Source organism: Brevundimonas sp. (assembly GCF_041648055.1).
GTDB lineage: Bacteria > Pseudomonadota > Alphaproteobacteria > Caulobacterales > Caulobacteraceae > Brevundimonas.
In genome coordinates this window covers 212,018-229,707 of record NZ_JBAZPS010000004.1, presented here as the reverse complement: position 1 = coordinate 229,707, position 17,690 = coordinate 212,018, and the positions used below count along the sequence as shown (strand labels likewise).

The 17,690-nt window shown below is 62.8% G+C and carries 17 protein-coding genes, 1 tRNA gene and 1 pseudogene; 2 read left to right on the top strand and 17 right to left on the bottom strand.

Going from position 1 to position 17,690, the window contains the following annotated elements; genetic code table 11:
- Positions 1-66 precede the first annotated feature (66 nt).
- From WC585_RS10930 to WC585_RS10885, 10 genes and pseudogenes are all read right to left on the bottom strand, one after another.
- On the bottom strand, positions 67-1,140 hold the full coding sequence (locus WC585_RS10930; protein ID WP_373258007.1) for a hypothetical protein: 1,074 nt from the start codon (positions 1,138-1,140) through the stop codon (positions 67-69).
- Positions 1,137-4,229: an MrcB family domain-containing protein gene (locus WC585_RS10925; protein WP_373258006.1), complete on the bottom strand. Its 3,093-nt coding sequence runs from the start codon at positions 4,227-4,229 to the stop codon at positions 1,137-1,139. The genes WC585_RS10930 and WC585_RS10925 overlap by 4 nt, the downstream gene beginning before the upstream one ends.
- Before the next feature lie 189 nt (positions 4,230-4,418).
- Positions 4,419-5,069 (bottom strand): recombinase family protein, encoded by a 651-nt coding sequence (locus WC585_RS10920; protein ID WP_373258005.1) that lies wholly within the window; start codon positions 5,067-5,069, stop codon positions 4,419-4,421.
- A 380-nt stretch (positions 5,070-5,449) separates the two neighbouring features.
- On the bottom strand, positions 5,450-6,904 hold the full coding sequence (locus tag WC585_RS10915; RefSeq protein ID WP_373258004.1) for a primase-helicase family protein: 1,455 nt from the start codon (positions 6,902-6,904) through the stop codon (positions 5,450-5,452).
- 146 nt (positions 6,905-7,050) lie between these two features.
- Positions 7,051-7,512 (bottom strand): hypothetical protein, encoded by a 462-nt coding sequence (locus tag WC585_RS10910; RefSeq protein ID WP_373258003.1) that lies wholly within the window; start codon positions 7,510-7,512, stop codon positions 7,051-7,053.
- The gene (locus WC585_RS10905) at positions 7,509-7,736 is read right to left on the bottom strand and encodes a helix-turn-helix transcriptional regulator (protein WP_373258002.1); all 228 of its coding nucleotides are present in this window, start codon (positions 7,734-7,736) and stop codon (positions 7,509-7,511) included. Before WC585_RS10905 ends, WC585_RS10910 begins: the two co-directional genes overlap by 4 nt.
- A complete protein-coding gene (locus WC585_RS10900; RefSeq protein ID WP_373258001.1) occupies positions 7,736-8,101 on the bottom strand; it encodes a hypothetical protein in 366 nt (121 codons plus the stop codon). Before WC585_RS10900 ends, WC585_RS10905 begins: the two co-directional genes overlap by 1 nt.
- Before the next feature lie 367 nt (positions 8,102-8,468).
- Complete coding sequence (locus tag WC585_RS10895; RefSeq protein WP_373258025.1) at positions 8,469-9,926, bottom strand: site-specific integrase; 1,458 nt, start codon at positions 9,924-9,926, stop codon at positions 8,469-8,471.
- A gap of 174 nt (positions 9,927-10,100) precedes the next feature.
- Positions 10,101-10,238, bottom strand: a pseudogene (locus WC585_RS10890) (DUF6538 domain-containing protein); the annotation flags it as partial.
- A gap of 179 nt (positions 10,239-10,417) precedes the next feature.
- Positions 10,418-10,493, bottom strand: a tRNA-Lys gene (locus WC585_RS10885).
- A 201-nt stretch (positions 10,494-10,694) separates the two neighbouring features.
- Between WC585_RS10885 and WC585_RS10880 the strand changes: the two genes are divergently transcribed.
- A complete protein-coding gene (locus WC585_RS10880; protein ID WP_373258000.1) occupies positions 10,695-11,048 on the top strand; it encodes an Hpt domain-containing protein in 354 nt (117 codons plus the stop codon).
- Here WC585_RS10880 and WC585_RS10875 read toward each other — a convergent pair.
- The 3 genes from WC585_RS10875 to WC585_RS10865 all read right to left on the bottom strand — a co-directional run bounded on the left by WC585_RS10875 (position 11,045) and on the right by WC585_RS10865 (position 13,204).
- The gene (locus tag WC585_RS10875; protein WP_373258024.1) at positions 11,045-11,317 is read right to left on the bottom strand and encodes a chorismate mutase; all 273 of its coding nucleotides are present in this window, start codon (positions 11,315-11,317) and stop codon (positions 11,045-11,047) included. The two genes, WC585_RS10880 and WC585_RS10875, sit on opposite strands and share 4 nt — an antisense overlap.
- A 214-nt stretch (positions 11,318-11,531) precedes the next feature.
- Positions 11,532-12,347 (bottom strand): ferredoxin--NADP reductase, encoded by an 816-nt coding sequence (locus tag WC585_RS10870; RefSeq protein ID WP_373257999.1) that lies wholly within the window; start codon positions 12,345-12,347, stop codon positions 11,532-11,534.
- 62 nt (positions 12,348-12,409) lie between these two features.
- A complete protein-coding gene (locus WC585_RS10865) occupies positions 12,410-13,204 on the bottom strand; it encodes a folate-binding protein YgfZ (protein ID WP_373257998.1) in 795 nt (264 codons plus the stop codon).
- 95 nt (positions 13,205-13,299) lie between these two features.
- Here WC585_RS10865 and WC585_RS10860 point away from each other — a divergent pair, with 95 nt between their 5' ends.
- Entirely contained in the window at positions 13,300-14,250 is a 951-nt protein-coding gene (locus WC585_RS10860) for a glycosyltransferase family 9 protein (RefSeq protein ID WP_373257997.1), read from the top strand.
- Here WC585_RS10860 and WC585_RS10855 read toward each other — a convergent pair.
- The 4 genes from WC585_RS10855 to fliI all read right to left on the bottom strand — a co-directional run bounded on the left by WC585_RS10855 (position 14,247) and on the right by fliI (position 17,560).
- On the bottom strand, positions 14,247-15,320 hold the full coding sequence (locus WC585_RS10855) for an endo-1,4-beta-xylanase (protein ID WP_373257996.1): 1,074 nt from the start codon (positions 15,318-15,320) through the stop codon (positions 14,247-14,249). The genes WC585_RS10860 and WC585_RS10855 overlap by 4 nt on opposite strands.
- Before the next feature lie 4 nt (positions 15,321-15,324).
- The gene (locus WC585_RS10850; RefSeq protein ID WP_373257995.1) at positions 15,325-15,735 is read right to left on the bottom strand and encodes a flagellar FliJ family protein; all 411 of its coding nucleotides are present in this window, start codon (positions 15,733-15,735) and stop codon (positions 15,325-15,327) included.
- A 77-nt stretch (positions 15,736-15,812) separates the two neighbouring features.
- The gene (locus WC585_RS10845; RefSeq protein WP_373257994.1) at positions 15,813-16,184 is read right to left on the bottom strand and encodes a four helix bundle protein; all 372 of its coding nucleotides are present in this window, start codon (positions 16,182-16,184) and stop codon (positions 15,813-15,815) included.
- Between the two features lie 32 nt (positions 16,185-16,216).
- On the bottom strand, positions 16,217-17,560 hold the full coding sequence (gene fliI / locus WC585_RS10840; RefSeq protein ID WP_373257993.1) for a flagellar protein export ATPase FliI: 1,344 nt from the start codon (positions 17,558-17,560) through the stop codon (positions 16,217-16,219).
- Positions 17,561-17,690 lie beyond the last annotated feature (130 nt).

The following is a 17,690-nucleotide window of genomic DNA, read 5'->3' as shown; positions in this document are numbered from 1 at the left end:
CCAAGATTTGAGAGAGGCGGGGCAACGACAGATACTTGAATAGGCGAGGGGGCTGGACGGGCATCCTCAGCCGACTTCGGCTGTTGTAATCAAATCTAAGTCTGCCTCGGCAATCACCAGTGAGAGAAGGGTCCGGCGGATATCTTGCCACGGCCTACTCAGATCGACAGCCTCAACGCGAACCGGGTAGCCTAGCAGTTTGTATGAGAGACTTAACGGTTGACCCACGGCTGCGTAGATTAGTCCACCGCGGATCTCGCGCCCCAGGTGGGTGCGGCCGGCGTGCTGAAGGTAGGTAAGCAGCTGGTAGAGATTGCCAGAAGAAATCTTAGTTGAGCCGTGGTGCTCTTTGAACGGCTTCGAGTAAAACTTCGCGTCGAAGATAAGCGCATGATTTTGATTTCGAAGGGTAATGTCTGTCAGCATTCTCGGTAGATATTGCATGGCCAGAGCATCGGTTGTGCCGGCGGAATCCCATTGAAGTGCTCCGGCAAAAACTTGATATTCCGACTGTTCGTGTCGATAAAAATTACGAAGAAACTCTTCAAAAATCTTCGACATTCGAACTTCGTCTTTCAGGACGTCCGCGAACCGAGCGCCCGATCCACCTTCTTCAGGAAGCGTGGAACGGAAGACAAATTCGCATAGCTTCATGAGGACGGCGTACTGGCCGTTGTGGCGGGACAACTGCACCCTGCGGAACAGGTCGGCCGAAAGCCTGACGTCGGATACATTGGCCATCGTACGTTCGACCATGCGCAGGCTGTGAGCCAGCTCAGTACCCATTGTGGGACCACGGCTTAGAACGCGAGCGGTCGCCTTGATAATCTGGTTGTGCAGGACATCATGGCTGAGGTCATCGTACTGGCAGATCACGGCACCCCGGCGCAGCGTTTGCTCCTTCACGATCTGGTCCATTTGGAGCCGGCCACGAGGCGACCGAGTTTCCTCGGTGTGGACCCGGTAGCCTCGATCAAGACCACGCCGCATTAGGCGGTTCACGCCGTCAGTCAGAACCTTTCCGAAGAGGTTCTGCAAATCAGGGCATTTGTCGATCCCGACCTCGACTGCGTCACCTCCGGGAAACTGCGCCCAGGCGTAGCTGAAGAGGTAATACAGATTCCTGATCGGAATGGTCACGGAGTGGCCAGCAGCTCGGCAGTCCAAGTCGAGGCTTTATCAGGAGCGTCAAACCAGTACTCCTCAAGGAGCGGGGCGATCTCCGTTTCAACCACTTCCCGGTACCAAGCTTCGCTGTCGCCGACGGAGTCCTTGGGCACGAAGAAGCTGTGTCCAATCCTATAGCCCGGTCCGAGGTTGACTGAGTCAGCACCGATCTCGTCGTTCAGCGACACCATTCTGGATACCAGGCGATTTACGATGTGGTCGGTTACATCCTGTTCAGCCAACGACGCTTTAAACCGAGGGCTCGAGAATGCCGGCTCGAGGGTCACGAATGCGAAGCGACGCCTTAGCGCGTAATCCACCATAGAGAGCGATCTGTCTGCCGTGTTCATCATGCCCAGGACATGCAGGTTGTCAGGGACATAGAACTTAGCTTCGCCCTCCCGGGCGTAGGCGAGCTGGGTTCCGTAACCGGCGTTGCGTTTGTCGGCCTCGATGAGGAGCATGAGCTCTCCAAAGATCTTGGAGAGATTCCCTCGGTTCATTTCATCGATGATGAAAACGTAGACGTTGGTCGGATCAGCCGCAGCTTTCTTGCAGAAGCGATAGAACACGCCATCTCGCCGCTCAAAGCCGCCGCTTTCGGTGGGTCTGAAGCCCTGAATGAAATCCTCGTAGCTGTAGGACTGGTGGAACTGAATGTTCTCGATCCGGGCATCGTCACGCCGTCGCATCAGCGTATAGGCCAGAAACCGCGCGATATACGACTTGCCCACCCCCGGTGCGCCCTGAAGGACAATGTTCTTTTTCCGCTGCCAAACGGTGAGGATTTGCTCGAACTGTTCCCGGTCTAGGAACAGCTTCTCCATTGCGTCGTCGATCGAAAATGGCGCAGCTTCCGCGGCGGCTTCTTTATATTCCTCCATAACGGGCTCAGCGTCTCCGTCTTCGGCGTCGACCAATCGGTCATAGGCGGCAAGAAGAGGTTCCAGAAAGGCCTCAAGCGCCTCGTTTGTTGGCAGGTGGTCGATCGCGAACTCCGCGAATGCGATCGTGCTGGGTTGGTAGTTTTTGGCGCGCGAATTGTCCGTCTTTAGATCGATTTGGTCGCTTAAGGTGAAGCCGTGGCTGGCGAGTTCGCTGACGGCCGCCCGATACGCGCTCGCTCTTTCCCGGAGGATCCGCACGGCTCCCGCTTCGCCGTTGAGTTTCACCAGCTGGGTCATGCCCTGGTTGAGCGTCAGGTAGATGCGGGACAGGTCCTCGGCGACGAGGAACACAACGTACAGACCTTCCTGGGTCGACGTCGTCACATTGCGGTTCATCAAAGCAATCCAGGGAACCTTGGCCCAAACGCCTTTGCCAAGTGACCATTTTGCGAAAATCTGCGGCCGAGACTTTACGGACGGAAGGGCGTCCAGGAGTTCAACCACCGTCGTCATGGTTTCCCAGAGTTCCGGCACAGTTTCGAAAGGCTGCTTCCTCGCCTTCTCGAGCTGCGATATGGCGCTAGCAAGCGTGTCCCCTATGGACCGAGAGGGGAGCGCTGAAGGGGCAGGGGATGGCTGTGTGCTCACGGTTTTACCGGCTTGCGCCCTCTCCATGATTGGCCGGAACGCCAACGTCATCGAGCGCACAAGTTCGACGAGGTCTGCTGCGTCGACTTCAGTCTCGGTTAAATAGCCCGAGATGCTCCCGCCAGCGTCCCGAAAGTCCCGCATGTCACGAAGACGCTTCAGCCAACTGTGGACGCTGTCGAGGTCTGATTTGTGGGGTTCAAGGCGCTGTTTGACCCGATAGTCCCACTGAACCGGACCACCAGCTAGGCTCGCTTCCAGCTCAATGGCCACAGGATCGTGCGGCGCCGGAAGGAGGTTGAAGACTGCCGGAGCGGCGTCCCGCACCTTGTTTTTGAAAAGGGCGTTCGAGAAATCGCTCGGATGAGTGACTGCGGCGAAACCGAACTCCAGGCCTCGTTCCGAAGCGATCATGAAGATCTGCGGATGGCCGCCAAATGCCTCGTCGTTGGCCTTTGCATACACGCCGAACCAAAGGTCTTTGGGGATGTAACCGCGAACGCCGCTCTGGGGCGTATAACCGGACGTAAGGCTGACTTGGAAACCTGAGCCGCCAAGCATTTCCAGGACGACCCCACCGAGCTGTCCCAATGCTTTGTGAATACGTTGATATCCATGAAGCTCGTCGGTGGTCAGCTCAGCGTATTTCGCATGACGCCGCGACTCTCTGAGAAGACGGAGATCTTCCGCCGTTATTCCGGCGAACAAAGCGTTCTTTTCAGCCTTTGCGTTCTGCCATCGGCCGGCAAGCTCCGCCTCGTAGAAATCAAAGTCTCTGTTGCCTCTCTCTTCGCCGAGTTCCTGGCGGAGCTTGAGCAGCCGGCGATCCCGGGCTTCGCGATCCCATTGGGTCACCCGCCGGGGATCTTCGTCCGTAAGACCGACGATGATTTTCCGCTTATCTTCGCCCGTGGAGACGCGCTCGAAAGTATCTGGGAAAAGCAGGTACTCGAGGACGTGCGAGAGTTGTCGCGTACCGTCAACAGAAACGCTCGCAAGGAAGCGGGCGAAGGCCCAAGGGTCCTTGAAAGCCGCTTCGCGTTCAGCGGACCCAAGCGCCTTGGCGGCCTCAGCGATTGTGATGAGGTAGGCGAGTTCACGCCAGCGATGCGTGTTGAATCCGACCCCCGTCGAGCCGATGCCCGCGAGAACATCATCTCCGAGGAGATTGGGCTTTAGCTGGCGCCCACCCGGAGCCCATGATGCGATTGCCTCGATAGTCTCCCGCTTCTTGTCGGCTCCAATGTTGGAGGGGAACAACAGCATGACCCAGAGCATCTCGGACGCGAGCTGGATTACACCTGGACCGGCAGAGCTGAGTTGCCCGCGCAGTTTCATCACGAAGGAGTCGCCGCCTTCGTCGGGATTTCCGATGAACGCTGACTTCAGCTCCTGAATATTCGTTTGAGTCCAGACGGATTGCTCGTCGGTCAGTATGGAGTCGTCGCTGAGCAGGCACTGATCGCGCCACTGGGCTGCCGCAGCGAGGACGGGTTCGATATTTCGATGCGGATTATAACGCGCCACCCTGACCCCCAACCACCGGTAGATCTGAACGACCTTCTACTACCAAGTGAGAAGGGACAAGGTTGAAGCAGCAGTTATTTCGACTGTGGAACGCCCTAGAGTTCAATGGAATTCGGAGGCGCCAGGAGTTGCGGCGCTGCTCCCCCGACCACCGCCCCCTCGGGTCCCTCGGGCACCTCTTTTCGGCGTTTACAGTCGTGCCAAGGCGCGCTGGACGGTAGCTATGTGCCACCGACCTCCCCCGGGAGACGGCAGCCCTGCGGCATTCAACGCTTCCGCAATTCCGCGCACCGAATGTCCGGAGCGGACCAGGCCTCTGAGCCGCTCAACATAAGGCCGAAGCCGGTCCCGAGCGTCGCTTTTGTGCTTTACGCATAGCACCTCTGCGTTTCGACCCAGTCGGATGCCGCGAGCTTTCGCTGCGGCCAGAGCCTCCTTGGTTCGCCTGCTGATCTGCTCCGCTTCCTTCTCAGCCAGAGCAGCAAATAGGTGAAGTTGGAACCTGTCCGCATGTGGCATGTCGGTGGCCACGAACGGAACGCCAGTTTCCATTAGCCCGCTCACAAAGTGAACGTTGCGAGCGAGGCGGTCGATCTTGGCGATCACGAGAGTAGCTCCTTCACGTTTCGCCAGGGCAAGCGCCTCTCGCAGCTGCGGCCGGCGGGCGAGCGCATTTACGCCCTTTCCGGTTTCCGTTTCGACGAACTCTGCGATCTGAAGGCACCCGCAGCCCGCGAGATAGCGCGAGACTGCTTCGCGCTGCGCCTCGCGGCCGAGTCCAGACGAACTTTGCTTCGAGGTGGAAACTCGAAGGTAAGAGACAGCGGTCGGCGGTTTCATCCAGGGATCCGTATACGGGCTAACGTTCGTTTGCCTGTATACGGTAGCCCCGGCACCGTGAGCGCTCAACGAACAGAGATCGTTAATGCCGAGATTTTGCCCTCTAACGCTGCCGCGGACGGAGCGTGCGCCCACGCGGAGAGGTCAAAGGTGGCCAGGGTGACCGGGGGAATTTTCAGTTGGGAGGCGGACGGCGTTTGACCTCAGGGTATTCTAATTCCCGGAATCTGAAAAAACCTGGCCACCTTGGCCACCAGTCCCGACGCGGTCCTGGACGGGTTTAGGAACGGGCGTGCATGGCGGCATCCCGACGCCGCCGGTGGGGGGCCGTCAGGATAGCAAGAGGGCCAGGCTCATCGCTGAACCTGGCCCTGGCCTCTCTAGGCGACCTTCTGAAGGGGCACCACGTTGGAGCCGAGGTTATCCCTGCGGACGTCTGGCACAGGATCGGTGATGTGTTCCAACAGCAGCCCCGGCCGTGACGACAGGAAGTCTTCACGGCACTCCGCCAGCGGCGGGAACACGTATGTGCGGGCGCGCTCGCGGTCGCGCTGGCGACGCCCTTTGGTCAGACCTTTCACCTCGGTGATGAGGTATTTGCCGACGGCTTCCGGCGTCGGTGGGCCGGCATAGTTGCGGGTGAAGGCTGTGGCGCTTTGTTGGAGCAGCGAGGTCGAAACTTCAAAGGCACCCTCTTCAGGCCACTCGATGCTTTCATCGCAGTCGATCTCTGGAGCCTGAACAAAGGGGAGCGTGCCCATGGCGAGCGCAGACGCCCACCAGCGATCGAGACCCGTCATCGACGAAATGATCTGGATCGAGAGCAGTGGGGTGGACGGCGGCTTCCTGAAGTTCGTCTTCGAGATGTCGCGCTGGAGGAGGTCGTGCATGAAGGCACCGTATCCGCCGCGGTTCATCTGGCTCATCAGAGCGTCGAAGAAGGCTCCATCCTGCCTATTCTCGTCACCGCAGTGGAGGGCGAAATAGCGGCGCTCATCCCCGGACGCCGGCACGGAGTGCAGCATGTTCGTGGAGAAGATGAGGTTGGCCTTTGACTTGATCGCCACGGCGTCGATGCCCTTGCGCTCGATCTGAAAATCCACGCCGGTGATGAGGTTGTTCATCCGCGAGACATGCCGAGGATCCTTGGCGTGGATCGCCTCTTCGGCGCGGATCAGCAGCGCCTCAGCCAGGTGACCGTTGAAGCGCCCCGTCAGAAGATCGGGGTTGTCGGCCACTGGCGAGTATTGTGGCCCGACGCACTCGGCCAAGATGCCCGTGAAAAGGCTCTTCCCGCAGCCCTTGCTGCCGTAGAGGACCGGGGCGACACCGATCTTGATACCCGGACGCTGGAACAGGTGAGCGCACCAGTCGAGCAGCCAGTGGTAGGCCTCGTTGTCACCCCGACACAAGTTCCGAAGGATATGGTCCTGCAGAATGCTCCACCCTCCGGCCTTGGCGGAGGGTTTCACATTGAAGCCCTTGCAGAGATTGAAGAGATGCTTCGGCACCTTGGTCAGGTCGGGGTCGAAGGTCACCCCGCTGAACTGGCGGCGATCATCCTGCGCAAGCCACCAGGAAAAGGCGCTCACTTCCTCTCCGGTCCAGGCGAGGACCTTGAGGTGGCCAAACAGGATTGCGGCGTCAGCACGGGTGTAGAAGCCGGCCTTGTCATCTTCGGTGTCGATGAACCGCACCTTGCCGCCGACCTTCACCTGACCGGTGCGGTGGTTGAAGTACTCCATCGTCTTCTGCTGTGAGTCTGCGATCTTGTAGTGCAGGCGGGGGTTTTCCTTCCGCACGCTGTCTGAGGTTGGCTTGGGCTTCAAACGCATGGATTAGTGCCGCTTGCGCGGTTCCTTTCTAAAAAATGTAAAGGGGGTGTCTGGTCGCTCTCAGGCGGTCAGGCAGTCAGTAGGCGCTGGATCTTCAGCGCTGACTGTTAGTATGTGAGAGTGCAGCTTGGATGCCCGAGCTCGGTCTAGTCGACCTTTGGCATAATACCATCGGAATCGCCGAAGAAGTCGGCGCAGAGCACCGCAACCTGGCGGATGATAGGTTGGCCTCCCTGGTCGAAGAACAGAGGGGGCAGTTCCACCCGGTCGCCCGTCCACATGCGGATAAGTTCGCATGACAGCTCGATCTTGAGGACTGCGGCCTGCCCCTGTTTCGAGAGGATAAGGCCACTCACCGGCCCGCCGGCCGAGCGGTCGAGCTTGATCCTCCAGCCTGTATTCCGGCTTTGCATCGCCCGGCTGAACACGTTGTCCACCAGCAGAGCGAGCTTGATCTCCGGGTTCCAAGGGGCGTGGCGCCAGTCAGCGCTAGAGGCCAGGTGGCCGTAGTGTTCACGGTAGCGGCGGAGGGCCGCAATCACGTCCATTTCGAGGAACTCCGCGTCGTAGAAGTCATCCTCGTCCAGCCATGCTGATGAAGCGGTCATGAGCCTGCCGCCCGTGCTGCCAGGATCGGAGCAAGTACCTTCTCGAACCACTGGTCCACGAGGTCCCGACGCCAGCGAGCGGGCCCCCGTTCGCTGAGCCGGATATAGGCGGGAAACTTCCCCTTCTTTGAAAGATGTTCGACGTTGCGACTGCTCGAGTCTGGAAGTTTGTTGGCGAAATAGTCGAACGTCACCAGTTCGATGCCATCGATCTCGTGGACCATCAGAACCGCACCCCCGGCGCACCGTTGGCCTGGTCGAGCCGCTCGCGGGCACTCACCCGCGGAGCTGTCGGTTGGGGCTGGCTGTATTCCGGGTCCGCCTCAGCATCGATGCCGTACAGATGCGGCGCAGCGCGAGGCAGCACGAAGGCAAGCCAACCATGCGGTGTGATGCCGTCCTTCCCACGAAGATCACCGTTGGCGCTCAGGACAAAGTGGCCGCGCGCGCGTTCGATGACGTCGTCCATGGCACCAGGCAGGACCCCCTTCTTTTCGGCCAAGGCTGAGATCTCCTGGTTCAACGTCTTCAACCAAATGGTCGACAGCAAAGCCGTGGCGTCGGCGTGAGGCATGTTTTCGAAATTCACTATTGCTCCTTGCGCCCGAAAGGGCGTCGGCTGTTGGGATTTTGGGAGATGAGGCGTCGTATAGTTTGACGCGCAGAACAGCGTACGTTCGCTATTGATAGTGTTCATCTCACGGATCGCCGCGAATGTCAAGAAACAGGGTAGCAACGTTAGCCGCAACAGAAGCAATCACGTGTTTACATATCAAATACAGCCAGCACGAGACGCTCATAAAGAGACGAATACTTGCTAGGGTGGTGCGGCAGGGTCGGCTCGACGCTAGGTGGCGCTGTCCTCGATCCGCATTTGCTGTGTGTCCGGCTGCACCACTGCATGACCTGTCCCCATGGTCGGGTCAAGGAACATGACATCGCTGTGGCGACAGCCCCTAAATTAAGGACAAGCCCTGGAACTTAATCCGCGCCAGTTCGCGGTCTAGCGTCGCCACATGCTGACGCCCGTATCGCCGGCCCGTTGTCTTCGCGGTCCAGCCGCCGATCGCGTCGGCGATCTCTTCAGTCAGGCCGACGTTCCGTGCCTGCTCCCTGAACAGGTGGCGCAGGGAGTGAAACACGAGGGTGCGGTCACTGAGGCCGATAGCTGTCAGATGGAGGCCAAACCACTTGGAGAATTTGCCACCATATCCATGCAACTCGCTGAACTGGAGCTCCGGGAACAAGCGGTCGTCACCAGCGGCCTTCCTAGCGGCCACGAACTCTAAAAAGCCGGCACCGATGACGATCGGGTGGATGGGGGCTGCTCGTTCGCTGGCGCGGTTCTTCAGCCTTTTATCGTTGGACCGGATCCCATCCTTGAAGAGTGAGAGATCCAGATAGGCTACCCCGTCATCGATCTTCACGTCCGCGGTCTTTAGCTGACAGATTTCGCCCAAGCGGGCTCCGCCAAGGCACAGCGCCGGGACCCAATACCTCGATGGCTGGGGGGAGCCCTTGAACTGCTTCAGGCTGTCAAAGAGCTGTATGAGCTCAGATGGGCTGAAGCCGCGACGTTGCACGGTGATGGTAGCAGGACCGGCGAGCCCGATCGCCGGGTTGAAGTCCATCAGTCGCCTGATCTTCACTGCCCAGTTGAAGAGCGAGGACATCGCAATGACGTATGACCTCACTGTCCCGACGCTCAGGCGAGCGCGTCCATCTCGTTCACCCAGCCTGATCGCTTCTGATAGCGGCACATTAGGATAGAGCTTGGACGCGTTGGCCGGCACCATCTGGAGGAACTTTTTGACAGCGATGGCGTCGTCCCTGGTGATCGACCGGACGGGTTTGTCAGCCCCCAGGACTTCCTTCAGCGCACGAAAGATGTGGGCACCAGCCTTGTCTGCGGCGGCTTGCCCGTTCTTCGCAGCCTTTTCGGCCTGATAAGTCTCAATCAGTTCGGCGACCGTTCTGTCGTCGGCGCGCGGGATATAGGATGTAGGGCCCGGCGCTATGATGAGCTGGTCCGGCGCGCGAGCTACAGCGTCTGCAGCCGCCAGGATACTAGCAGCGATTGATCGTGACGATTCTTCCAGTTGCACCACTTCGAGCCATGCTCGAGCGAATGCAGGCCGGGCCTGCTCCACCACCGAAATGGGAACCCTCAGGCTGAGCCCAGCGTCCTGGGAAGCTTGCAGCAAGGTCCGATCGAAGCCCTCGATGTCCTGCCAAAGGCTTGGGTCGACAGCCATCGATTGGAGACGGCCCCGCAAGAGGCTCGTAAGTGATGCCGAGGGGTGAGGGTCTGAAGACAGCTCGGGCCGATGCTCAAAAAATCTCAGCGCCCACTGGCGAGCGGAAAGGCCAACTTCCGGCCCGACAGTGATCACGGTCGGAATGTCGATGGCCATTTCACCTCTCGGAATTCCAAGCGCCGTTCGCAGGTTCCGGACAAGAGGGCGTGAGGCGACGTCCACCGTTGACGTAGCCTTCAAGGCCATCGTCTCGGTCGCGCGCCAGTCATCAATTGCTCGTAGGAGCGCAGGGAGGTCGGCAAGAGGGCCAGGTCCGAACCGCCGCGCCTCTGCAATGGCCTGGTCCCAGCCGCGCCATATGCCCTCAGCCAAGCGCTCGGCGCGGGCGTAGTCAGCGGTGCCTGTGCTCTTCATGAGCCAGCGTGTTGGGAAAGCATGACGGACGTCGGGAGGGACGGCGCGGCGCATGTGATACGGCGCATTGGGGATCTGCTCCCACTTCCCGGAAGGGCTCTTCTGCCGCTTACGTGTCAGCCCAAATCGGAGCGCCATCGAGGGTTCACATACACACCAAGTACACACCACAGCGTAGGCGCAAACAACCGCGGAGCAAGGCCATTTTGATATTTAAGGAGGATTCGGGACCATGGTGGGTGATGTAGGGTTCGAACCTACGACCCGCTGATTAAGAGTCAGCTGCTCTACCAACTGAGCTAATCACCCGTACCATGTCGTCGGGGCAGGCCTCGCAAGGCCCGTGCCGTCCCGGTTGTCCCGGGGCGGGACTGGCGAGAACGGGCGGATGTAGAGGGCAACGGCGGTCAAGGCAAGGCGTTTCGATCCGGCGTTCCGGTTTGTCGCAGGTGGCTTACGGTCAAGCTGGCGATCATGATAACCACCGCTGCGTAGCCGGGAGTGAACGACATGGCATTGCGCGACATATCGGGGGCGGTGGATTTCACCGTGCTGGAAGCCATGACGGCCGGTGATGACGCTATCGGCGAGGAGGTGCTGGGTCTGTTTGTCCAGCAGGCCTCGCTCTGGTCGCCGATGCTGGATGCGCGAAACGACGGCTGGCGCGATGCGGTGCATACGATCCGGGGGGCTGCAGCCGGGATCGGGGCCAAGGCCCTGGCCGAGGCGTGTGCGCGGGCCGAGGGTGAGACCAGGGCCACCGTCTCGCCCCGGCTTGACCGGGTGCGCGATGCCCTGGATGCGGCTCTGGCCGACGTGGCCGCCTATCGCCACGCGCTGATGCTGAAGAGCTTGAGAGCCTAGCCTCGCGTCCGGTCCCAGACCGCGAGCTCGTGGGCGATGCAGCGGTCGATCAGGGTGCGCCACACGGGCTCGGCGATGTCGGGCGACAGGCCGGCGGGCCCGGCGGCGGCCAGCACTTTGCTCACGACATCCTCGATGCGCGCGTCGTCATGGACCACGTCGCGGCTGGGCTTGATGCGCGCGGCGGCGTGCATGTAGCGCTGGCGCTCGCCCAGCAGGGTCACCAGGGCGCGGTCCAGGGCGTCGACGCCCTGGCGCACCTGGGCCATCGTCTCGCAGGCCTCCGGCGCCGTGCGGGAATCAATGGTGATGCTCTTGGGAGCGCCCACTTAAAACGCTCCGCTCATCCCGGCGAAAGCCGGGATCCAGTTCTGTCCAGCTTGACGCAGGCATTTCAGGACTGAAGGGTTTGCCAACACGGTCGCACCGTTCACCCAAAATACTGGGTCCCGGCTTTCGCCGGGATGAGCGGATTTATAGCGGTCATCCGACAAAGGCGCGCTCCAGCACATAGTCGCCCGGTTCGGCGTTCGAGCCTTCCTTCAGGCCATAGGTTTCCAATAATTCGCCAGCTTGCTTGATCATGGCCATCGAACCGCACAGCATGACGCGGTCGGTATTGGGCGAAAACCCGACGGGCAGGCCCAGGTCGGTAAAGACGTCTCCCGACTTGATCCGTTCGGTGATCCTGCCCGGCGTCTCGAACCGCTCGCGCGTCACGGTGGGATAATAGACCAGCTGGGCCTTGGCCTCCTCGCCGATCAGGGGGTCGTCGTGGATGCCGGCGGTGAAGAAGTCGCGGTAGGCCAGGTCCGCGACGTTACGCACCGTATGGCAGACGATGACCTGACCGAACCGGGCATAGGTATCGGGGTCGCGCGCCACTGACAGCCAGGGGGCCAGGCCCGTGCCCGTCCCGATCAGCCACAGCCGCTCTCCGCCCGTCAGGGCATCCAGCACCAGGGTGCCGGTCGGCTTCTTGCCCATCAGCACGGTGTCGCCCGGCTTGATCTTGACCAGCCGCGAGGTCAGCGGCCCGTCGGGCACGGCGATGGACAGGAACTCCAGCTCCTCGTCCCAGTGCGGGCTGGCGATGGAATAGGCGCGCAGGATCGGCTTGCCGCCATCCTCGCTAGGCAGGCCGATCATCACGAACTCGCCGGAGCGGAAGCGGAAATCCTCGGGCCGGGCGATGCGGAAGCTGAACAGCTGATCGGTCCAGTGGCGCACCGACAGCACCTCCAGTTCATGGAAGGGGCTGGCCTTGACGGGAGGGGGGGATACGGCGGCGTCGGTCATGTGCGGCGTCTGTTAGCGGTTGAGGGCGTCCGGCGAAAGGGATGGGGTGTCGCTGTCGGGTGTCAGCCGGCGTCGCGCGGCATCCATTGCGGCCAATGGGCGGTGACGGGTCGTCCGTCGACACTCAGCGCCCCGTCCAGCCGGTCGACGCGCAACAGGGCGATGGCGGCACCCTCGTGCCCGCCCATTACCTCGCCGGCGCGCAAGCTCCCGTTCAGCACCTCGGCCCCGAATGGTGGCGGCGGGCCGTCGAAGGTCAGACCCATCATCCGGTTCTTGACCGTGCCGCGCCGGTGCATGCGCGAGGCCGTCTCCTGGCCGATGAAACAGCCCTTGTGGAAGTCGATGCCGTGCAACAGGTCGAAGTTGGCCTCGATCGGCCAGGTCTTGTCCGGCACCGTGTCCAGCGCCGGATCGGGCACGCCGTGCCGGATGCCGTGGGCGCGATAGTCGTCCTCGCTCGCCGTCGTCTCGACGTTAAGGCCCCAGGCCCGGCCGCCCAGCGCCGACAGTCGCGGGTCCGCCACGAACCCCGCCGCCTCGCCGTCCCAGGCGGCGAATACCGCCTCGTCCAGCGCCGCGATCTGCACGTTCGAGCGCAGGCGATACATCGACAGCCGCTGGATCAACGCCTCGCGCCGGTCCGCCGCCACATCCAGCACCACACCTTCCGCCTCGCCCCACAGGAAGAGGTCGAACAGCAGCCGCCCCGGCGGCGACAGCAGGGCCCCATACCGCACGGCACCGTCCGCCAGCGTCTCCACGTCCTGGGTCAGCAGATTGTGCAGGAAGGGTCGGGCATCGGGGCCCGACACCCGGATCAGGGCGCGGCTGTTCAGGCGGGCGATCTGCGTCATGGGGCCTAGATAGGGGCCCTCGTCCCCGCCGACCATAGCTGGGGACAGTTGCGCACCCCCTGATCCCCGGCCGAGAATCCGTATACGGTCCAGTCATGTCGGCCCGTTTCCCCATTCTGTACATTGCCGAGGCCAGCCCGGAGGATGCCGTCCTGTCGTCCGGCGTGCTGGCCTATCTGGTCGAGGCCATGCCGACGGCGGACTTCACCATCGTGGGGTCCAGGACCAGCGCACCGCTGTTCGCCGACACCCCGCGTCTGCGTCGCCTGATCGTGCTGGACAAGGAGACGCGGCTGGACTGGCTGGGCCTGTGGAACCAGGTTCGCGACACCCGCTGGGGGCTGGTCGTCGACATGCGCGGCTCGACCATTTCCGGCAAGTTGAAACGCCAGAAACGGGCCGTGCGGGGCGCAAGCGAGGCGGGGGTGCATGCCGTCGAGCTGGCCGCCCGGGTGCTGCACCTGGACGATATCCCGTCACCCCGCCTGTTCGTGTCGGAGGAAACCCAGGCGACTGTCGACGCCCTGATCCCTGCGATCACCGGCCCCATCATCGCCGTAGCCCCCGGCACCGACTGGATGGGTCGGCACTGGCCCGCCGAACGCTATGCCAAGGTCGCGGCACCCCTGATCGCCGACGACGGTCCGCTGGCGGGCGGACGGCTGCTGATCCTGGGCGATGAAAAGGACCGCGACGACGCCCACACCATTCGCCTGGCGGTCAGCCGGGGCCGGGCGACGGAGCTGGTCGGGCGACTGACACCCTTGCAGGCCGTGGCCCTGCTGGGGCGTGCAGCGCTGTATCTGGGGCCGGATTCGCTGTGGACCCATCTGGCCACGGCGGCGGGCGCGCCCGTGGTCGCCGCCTTTGGCCCGTCGGACGAGGCCGAGCGCGGCCCCTGGACCGGCATCGCCGTGCGCGGTCCTCGCTCGGTCGAGGAATACCGCAAGATCGACCCCCGCCTGAACCAGGCCATCCAGCACATGAACGACCTGCCCGCCGAGCGGGTGCTGAAGGCGGCGAAGAAGGTGCTGGCTGGGTCCTAGCCCACCGCCGCCACCACCGCCTGATACGCCGGATTGGCCCGGCCCTCGGCGTCCAGCAGCAGGGGGCTGTCGCTGCTCTTGCCCTCGCGGACCAGCCAGCTGTCGATGTCGCGCAGGCCCCAGGTGGTGAAGGCGTACCGCTGCCGCTCCGGCAAGGCCATGAACGCCTCCGCCAGTTCGCCCACCCGCGCCACCTGCTGTGCCCGCTTGTCGGCGACGCTGCGCAGGTCGGGCATCCGCCCCTCGCGCTGCATCGGGAAATCCAGCTCGGACACATGGATCGGCAGGCCAAGAGACGCGGCGTCCCTCATGAAGGTCGTGACCTGACCCGCCGGGATTTCGATATCCAGATGCGACTGGGTGCCGATGCCGCCGATGGGCGCGCCCAGTTTCAGCAGCCGCTCGACCAGCTTGAGGAAGGTCGCGCCCTTCTTCGGGATGTTCTCCAGATTGTATTCGTTCAGGAACAGGACCGCGTCCGGATCGGCCGCCTTCGCCTGTTCAAAGGCACGGACCATATAGCCATCCATGCCCAGCGCCCGGCTCCAGTGACAGTCGCGCAGGCCGTCGCCGTCCTCGGCCACCGGCTCGTTGACCACGTCCCAGCCCGCCATCTGGCCCTTGTAGCGACCCACGAAGGTGGAGATGTAGCGGTCGTATTCGGCGGCGAACCGATCGCGCGGCACGGTGGCGTCGTCGAACACCTCGGCCCCTTGCGAATACCAGATGACCGTGTGGCCATGGACGCGCAGGCCGTTGTCGCGGGCAAAGCCGACGACGCGGTCCGACGGCTCGAAATCATAGGTGAAGCCGGGCCCCAGGGTCCGCTCCATCTTCTGCTCCCACTCCGGCGTCAGCTGGGAACAGTGTTTCAGCGTCTGGGCGATCCAGTCCGCCTGATCCAGCTGCCAGGTCATCCCCGTCGCCCCGAACGGGCAGGGCAGGATGTCCTTCAACGGCGCGGCCTCCGGCCCCGGCGCGGGCGCGGCGGAGGCGAAGCGGTCGCAAGCGGCGAGGGCAGGTACAGCCAGCAACGGCGCGGCCAGCAGGTCGCGGCGGCTGGGCCTCACGGTCTCAGACCGCGCGCCGCCGCAATCCCATCTCGTCGAACGCGGCCGTCTCGCGTTTACCGGCGGCAAGAAGGGCGTTCAGGCGGGTGGTTTCGGCGACGTGTTCGAACTTCTTCAGCTCTTCGAAGGCGCTGGTCAGGGCGTCGCGCGCCCCTTCTTCCTCGGCCTCGATGGCGGCGACGTCGGCCTGGACGGCGGCCTTCTTCTGCTTCCAGCCGTTCAGATAGGCCCGCAGCATCATGGCGGCGTCGACGTCCTGACGGGCGCGGTCCTGCTCGCCCTCGGCCTCGGCCTCCAGCATGGCCAGACGCATTTCCGTCTTCGCCTTGCGATCGCTGATCTCGGCCAGACGCTTCTGCAGCGTCTCGACCTCATAGTTGGAAATGCGGATCAGCGATTGCGCCCAGGTGGTCATGAAGGTCACGATACGGTTGGAGGGTTAAGCGAAGGTGAGGGTCTAGGTTTCAGGTTCTAGGTTCTAGGTTCTAGGTTCTAGGTTCTAGGGGAGAGGCGGTTGCGCAGCGCAGTGAGCATTCTCCCGACTTCCGCAGCCAGTTCGAGGACCGCCTCGCAGCGTTCCGCGTCGGCGAGTTCAAGGGCTTTCACCAGCAACACAAATGTCTCGATTTCAGAGAGCGAACCACGCGCGATGCTGATGAAGTGAGCGTAGTCTTTTCTGGTCCCTCGACCGTGCCCCTCGGCGATATTGGCAGGAACCGATGCTGCGGCGCGGATGATCTGGGATGTCATCCGAAACTCTTCCTGTTTCGGCATCAGGCGCGTCAGCCGATACGCTTCCACAGCCAGGCCCATCGATTTCTGCCAGACGACGAGGTCGCGGTAAGACTGTACCGAAGCCGTCATCCCCTAGAACCTAGAACCTGAAACCTGGAACCTCATGCCAGCATCCCCTGGTTCAAAATGACCTCCAGCCGCTGGAACGCCTCCGCCAGCGGCGTGTGATCGTCCTTGTCCTGGCCCAGGAAGGCTTCCAGCGCCGGATTCAAGGCGATGGCGCGGTCCACGATGGGATCGGCCCCGGTCCGGTAGGCCCCGATCTTGATCAGCTCTTCCATGTTCGCATAGGCGCTCAGGCACTGACGCGCTCGCTTGTTCAGCTCGCGCTCGGGCGGCGTCTGGCAGGCGGGCAGGGTGCGGCTGACGGATTTCAGCACATCGATGGCGGGGAAACGCCCGCGCTCGGCGATCTTGCGGTCCATGACGATGTGGCCGTCCAGGATACCGCGCACGGCATCGGCGATCGGCTCGTCATGGTCCCCGCCGTCCACCAGCACGGTGAACAGGGCGGTGATCGGCCCCGCCGTCGTCCCGTCGGCCCGCACCGGGCCCGGCCCGGCCCGCTCCAGCAGCTTGGGCAGTTCGGTGAAGACGGTGGGGGTGTAGCCCTTGGTCGTCGGCGGCTCGCCCGCGGCAAGCCCGATCTCGCGCTGGGCCATGGCAAAGCGGGTGACGCTGTCCATCAGGCACAGCACCTCCAGGTCCTGATCGCGGAAATATTCGCTGATCGCCATGGTCATATAGGCCGACTGGCGGCGCTTCAGCGCAGGCTCGTCCGATGTCGCCACCACCACGACGGCCCGGCGCAGGCCCTCTTCGCCCAGCGTCTCCTCGACGAACTCGCGCACCTCCCGGCCCCGCTCGCCGATCAGGCCGACCACGACGACATCGCAGGTGGCCTCCTTGGCCAGCATGGACAGCAGTACCGACTTGCCGACGCCCGAGCCGGCAAAGATGCCCAGACGCTGGCCCCGGCAGGTGGTGGTGAAGACGTCCATGGACCGCACGCCCAGGTCCAGCCGCTCGCCCACCCGGCCACGCGAATGGGCCGGGGGCGGCGGCGCGCGCAGGGGATAGGCCGCCGGGCCCTGGGGCAGGGGCCCCTTGCCGTCGATCGGCTGGCCGAAGGCGTCGATGATCCGGCCCAGCCAGGCGGTCGTCGGCCGCACGCTGGCGGCACTGTCGATGATGCGGATATCAGCCCCGGGCGCCACGCCCTCGACCGGGCCGAACGGCATCAGCAGGGCCTTGGCATCGCGAAACCCCACGACCTCGGCCGGCAGGGGATTGAGACCGCGCCCGCGCTGGATCTCCGCCCGCGCCCCGACCGACAGCCGCGACAGCCCGCCCTTGGATTCAATCAGCAGACCGTTCACCCCCGCGACCTTGCCGGTCACGACCAGCGGATCGATCGCTTCGACGGCGGCGGTGAGTGAGCGCACGATGCAGAGGACCCCGAAGGCCGCGCTGAGCCAGCCCGGCAAATACTGCCTCTACGGATGGGTGATCGTGGTTAACAGGGGGTGAAGGCGACGACGCTGTCCACCGCTTCGAACGCGGCGGACTTGCTGC